Consider the following 5,371-nt stretch of genomic DNA (forward strand, 5'->3'; position numbering starts at 1 on the left):
TCGGGCGCGAAAATCGCTTGCGCGGTTTTCGCGCTGCGCTGGGCGGAGCTGTTACTCAGGCTTTGGGCCGAGAGCGAGTAGCGCGATTCTCAGAATCGCCGGGCTTGCGCGCTGGGCTTTCGGTCCACCCGGGGAGCACGCAGCCCGAATTTGCAATAGGTTGGGCTGAACTGTTGCGGCCCGTAGGGCCGCCGTCCTCGGCGAGAGCGACGCTTTAGCGGCGCGAGGGGGCGCGCCGAGGACGAATTTTCGAGAATGGGGCGGTGGATGGGCTGTGTTCTTGCGACCCTTGGGTCGCCGGTTTTGTCGCCCAAGCCGCGTAGCGGCTTCGGGGGAGCGACAGACCGAATAGGGTAGAGAATTGAGCTGAGTCGTTGGCTGTGAGTTGGGTGGGACTGGAGCGGGTCGGAGCCAGCGTGGGCCCAACGAGCATTGCGAAGTTGCGGCCCTACGCCGGGGGTGGCTCCGGCCCGCGCGCCCCTGCGGGGCGCAGGGGTCTGGTCAATATTAGGGTAGAGGCTGTCTTCGTAGGGGTAGACACGGCCAGTAAAAGACGCTGTTCTTCCGTTTATTCCGAGAGGCAACGCAACTGAAAACCACGGCCTCGGTTGTTTGTACCTTGAGGATTGAGGTGTTGTGTGCCGAAACTCAGGAATACGACATCAGTTCCGCTGTGCGTAAACGGTAAGCAATATCCCGTATTGCCGACATGCATCAATAGACCTGGCCGACCTTGCAGTCCAGAGTCGCGGTAGCCCGGGGCGGGACGATAACTCGGGGAGCAGGATTGCGACAAACGTACCGGAGGGAGTGCAGGGTGCGGTAAGCTGGAGGGTGTGGACGGTACGGCCGGAGGTTATAAACGGTTGTGGCTGTGTCGCATCCGGAGATGGAAAACCGTAATCGAGGTAAAACGAACGGGAATTGTGGTTGGTGGTGTGGGGCGGAATGCGCTATTTTTGTCCCGTGAAAGTTTCGAATCTCTATCCGGTGCGGACTATGAAAGGTCGGGCAATGAAAATCAGATGTGGTTTGTGGATGACGGCGATGATCGGTGGCGCGGCGCTGGCCGGCGCTCGGGCGCAGATGCCGGTCTATCGGGCCGATTCGGTGGTGGTGACCGGAACGCGCAACCGAACCGATGTGAGACACCTGCCGATGACGCTCTCGGTGGTGGGGCGCGAGCGGCTGGAACGACGGCACGAGGCGTCGGTGTTGCCGGTGCTGGGAGAACAGGTGCCGGGGCTGTTCGTCACGTCGAGAGGAGTAATGGGATACGGGGTGTCGGACGGGGCGGCGGGGGGAATCAGCCTGCGGGGAATCGGAGGCGGAAACACCTCGCGGATGCTGGTGCTGATCGACGGACATCCTCAGTATATGGGGCTGATGGGACACCCGATCTCGGATGCCTATCAGACGATGTGGGCCGAGAAGGTCGAGGTGTTGCGCGGGCCGGCGTCGGTGCTCTACGGGTCGAACGCCATGGGTGGGGTGATCAATATCGTCACCCGGGGACAGGAGGCGGACGGGGTGAAAACGCATCTCCAGGCGGATTACGGATCGTACAACACGGTGACGACCGAGGTCTCGAACCGGGTGCGGCGCGGAGGGTTCAGCAGCGTGGTGACGGGATCGTACAACCGCACGGACGGGCATCGGCCGGACATGGGGTTCGAACAGTATGGCGGTTATCTGAAGCTGGGGTACGATTTCGCTGACCACTGGCGCGTGTTTGCGGATGCCAATGTCACGCACTTCAATGCCTCGAATCCGGGGATGGTGACGGAGCCGATCTACGACAACGATTCGAGGGTGACGCGGGGGGTGGCTTCGGCGGCGATCGAGAATAACTACGAAAAGAGCTCCGGGGCGCTGAAATTCTTCTACAACTGGGGACGGCACAAGATCAACGACGGATATGAGACGGGCGAGGAGCCGCTGGACTATCGGTTCCACTCGAAAGACCGGATGATGGGGCTTTCGTGCTACCAGAGCGCGACCTTCTTCAAGGGAAACCGGGTGACGGCGGGGGTGGACTGGCAGCGGATGGGGGGCGAGGCGTGGAACGAATTTCTGAACGGCGACCGGAGGGAGCTGCTGTCGGATCGGACGGAGGACGAAGTGGCCGGATATGTCGATTTCCGGCAGATGGTGGGGCGGTATCTCTCGCTGGATGCGGGGGTGAGGATCGACCACCATTCGCAGGCGGGAACGCAGTGGGTGCCGCAGGCGGGGGTGGCGGTGCACCTGCCGCGGGCGGTGGAGTTGAAGGCGATGGTGAGCAAGGGGTTTCGGAATCCGACGCTGAGGGAGCTCTATATGTTCGCTTCGCAGAATCCGGCTCTGAAGCCGGAGCGGGTGATGAATTACGAAGCGGGGGTGGCGCAGCGGATCGGGAACGGCAGATTCTCTTACGGGGTGAACCTCTTTTACCTTCGGGGCGACAACCTGATCCAGGTGGTGAGGGAGAACGGACGGCCGCAGAATGTCAATACGGGGGCGGTCGAAAACTGGGGGGCGGAGGTCGAAACGAGGTGGAGCGTCGGACGGGCGTGGACGCTGTCGGCCAATTACAGCTGGCTGCACATGGTGCATCCGATCGTGGCGGCGCCGGAACACAAGCTGTTCGTCGGGGGAGATTTCGCCCGGGGGAGGTGGGCGGTCTCGACGGGGGTGCAGTATATCCACGGACTCTATACGTCGGTCGCGCCGGAGGTGAAGGAGAGCTTCGTGCTGTGGAACGTGCGGGCGTCGCTGCGGGTGAACCGCTGGCTGGCGGTCTATCTGAGGGGGGAGAACCTGCTGGGGCAGCGGTATGAGATCAATCTCGGCTTCCCGATGCCGAGGGCGACGGCGTTCGGAGGGGTGAAACTGAATTTTTGAGACTGAAAACGGGATGAAAATAGGGATATGGATCGGGATCATTTTATCGGGTCTGGCGGCGATTGCGGGGGTCGTCGCGATCGTATTTCTTAATCGGCCGGAGTTCGGCCGGATGCCGGGGGGCGAACGGCTGAGGCGGATCGAACGGTCGCCGAATTTCCGGGACGGAGCGTTTCGGAATCGGCAGGCGACGGTGATGATGGTGTCGACGGGGGGATGGTGGAGAGCGGTGTGGAAGTTCCTCTTCGGAGAAAAAGCGGAGGGGGTGAGGCCGGACGAACCGTTGAAGGTGGTGCGGAACGACCTGAAGGCGCTGGATCCGGACGGGGAGCTGCTGGTGTGGTTCGGCCATTCGTCGTATTTGTTGCAGACGGGAGGGCGGCGCTGGCTGGTCGATCCGGTGTTCTGCCGGGCGGCTCCGGTCTCGTTCGTCAATCGTCCGTTTGCCGCCACCGATGCGTACATGCCGGAGGATATGCCGCCGATCGACTACCTGGTCATTACGCACGACCATTGGGATCATCTGGATTACGAGACGGTCGTGCGGATTCGGGAGCGGGTCGGACGGGTGATCTGTCCGCTCGGGGTGGGCGAGCATTTCGAGTATTGGGGGTTCGAACCGGAGCGGATCGTCGAGCTGGACTGGGACGAGGAGACGGTGACGGAGGAGGGGTTCCGTGTGGTCTGCCTGCCGGCGCGCCACTTCTCGGGACGGGGGTTGAGGCGGAACCGGACGTTGTGGGCCTCGTTCCTGATCGATTCGCCGACACAGCGCATCTACATCGGCGGAGACGGCGGATACGACGGCCGTTTCGCCGATATCGGACGCCGCTTCCCGGGGATTACGCTGGCGATGGTCGAAAACGGTCAATACGACGAGGCGTGGCGCTATATTCACACGATGCCGGAGGAGTTGGGACGTGTGGTGCGGGAGCTGGGGGCGGAGCGGGTGGTGACGGTGCACCACTCGAAGTATGCGTTGGCCCGGCATCCGTGGAATGAACCGCCGGAGCATGCGCGGAGGCTGGCGGAACGGGATTCGTTGCCGGTGGTGCTGCCGGAGATCGGAGAAATTATGTGGCTGAAACCTTTAAATCGAAATAAAAATGAATAAGATGTGCAAATGGGCGGGGCAGCTGGCGATGGCGGCTGCGTGCGCTTTCGGGGCATTCTCGTGCGGCTCGGCGACGGCGGCCGGCGGAGAGGCCGATTCGACGGCGGTGCCGACGGTCTATCTGGTGAAGGAGATCTCACCGGAGAGTCTGGTGCGGATTTACGAGGCGTTGGGCAGGCCGGCGGTCGGAAAGAAGGTCGCGGTCAAAATTTCGACCGGTGAACCGGGCGGACACAATTTCCTGCAGCCGGCGCTGATCAAGGAGCTGGTGCAGGGGGTCAGGGGGACGATCGTGGAGTGCAATACGGCTTACAACGGGAAACGATCCACGACGGAGAGTCATCGCCGGGCGGCCGAAGAGCATGGCTTCACGGCGATCGCGCCGGTGGACATCATGGATGCGGAGGGCGAAGTGGCGTTGCCGGTCGAGGGGGGAAAACACCTGACGGAGGATTTCGTGGGGTCGCATTTCCCGGAGTATGATTTCTTGGTGGTGCTCTCGCATTTCAAGGGGCATGCGATGGGCGGCTTCGGCGGGGCGATCAAGAATATCTCGATCGGGGTGGCTTCGGCGGCCGGAAAGGCCTGGATCCATACGGCGGGAAAGACGAAGGAGGATTTGTGGAACAACCTGCCGGCACAGGACGATTTCCTGGAAGCGATGGCGGAGGCGGCCAAGGCGGTGGCGGATCATTGCGGCGACCGGATTCTGTACATCAATGTGGCGAATAACCTTTCGGTGGATTGCGACTGCGATTCGTCGCCGGAGGATCCGACGATGGGGGATATCGGGATTCTGGCGTCGCTGGATCCGGTGGCGCTGGATCAGGCCTGCACGGATCTGGTGCGGGCGTCGGAGGATCACGGCAAAATTCATCTGATCGAACGGATCGACTCGCGCCACGGGATGCACACGCTGGAACACGCGGAGGCGATCGGGCTGGGAAGCCGGCAATATAATCTGGTCGAGTTGGATTAAGGACGGCGGCTCGACAGGGCTGCAAAGTTTCGGGCGGAGGCTTCCGATGGCGGAGTCTCCGCTCGTGTTTTCGGCTCGGACGGGATGCGGAGGGTGCGGGGCGGGGTGGAAAGTGAAAAATATTTGGTGCAATCGAAAATAGGTGTTACTTTTGTCTTCGAATTTTGCGGCGGGAGACATGCGGGGGCGGGGGAGAAATCCTATTTATTGCGGAAATAGCTCAGTTGGTAGAGCACGACCTTGCCAAGGTCGGGGTCGCGAGTTCGAGTCTCGTTTTCCGCTCAAAACGGACAGCCGGTGAGGCTGTCCGTTTTTGTTTGGGAAAACGGAGACTTCGGCGAGCGACCCCAAGGCCCCCTCGAGGGGGATCGGGGGTGAGAGGCACCGGCGCGAGA

General features: G+C 61.9%; 4 protein-coding genes and 1 tRNA gene. 4 read left to right on the plus strand and 1 reads right to left on the minus strand.

Annotated elements, in window-relative coordinates; translation table 11 throughout:
• Window positions 1-568: 568 nt before the first annotated feature.
• Window positions 569-715, minus strand: coding sequence for a hypothetical protein (locus tag QZ292_RS09390; RefSeq protein WP_294600910.1), 147 nt, complete (start codon window positions 713-715; stop codon window positions 569-571).
• A gap of 371 nt (window positions 716-1,086) precedes the next feature.
• Here QZ292_RS09390 and QZ292_RS09395 point away from each other — a divergent pair, with 371 nt between their 5' ends.
• From QZ292_RS09395 to QZ292_RS09410, 4 genes are all read left to right on the plus strand, one after another.
• Window positions 1,087-2,883 carry a TonB-dependent receptor gene (locus QZ292_RS09395; protein WP_294600916.1) on the plus strand — a complete coding sequence of 599 codons (1,797 nt, stop codon included), beginning with the start codon at window positions 1,087-1,089 and terminating at the stop codon, window positions 2,881-2,883.
• 13 nt (window positions 2,884-2,896) lie between these two features.
• A complete protein-coding gene (locus QZ292_RS09400; protein ID WP_294600913.1) occupies window positions 2,897-3,997 on the plus strand; it encodes an MBL fold metallo-hydrolase in 1,101 nt (366 codons plus the stop codon).
• Between the two features lies 1 nt (window position 3,998).
• Window positions 3,999-4,976 carry a DUF362 domain-containing protein gene (locus QZ292_RS09405; protein ID WP_294600919.1) on the plus strand — a complete coding sequence of 326 codons (978 nt, stop codon included), beginning with the start codon at window positions 3,999-4,001 and terminating at the stop codon, window positions 4,974-4,976.
• 209 nt (window positions 4,977-5,185) lie between these two features.
• Window positions 5,186-5,258: transfer RNA gene (locus QZ292_RS09410), tRNA-Gly, on the plus strand.
• Window positions 5,259-5,371: the final 113 nt, after the last annotated feature.

It is taken from the genome of uncultured Rikenella sp. (assembly GCF_910577125.1).
Lineage (GTDB): Bacteria > Bacteroidota > Bacteroidia > Bacteroidales > Rikenellaceae > Rikenella.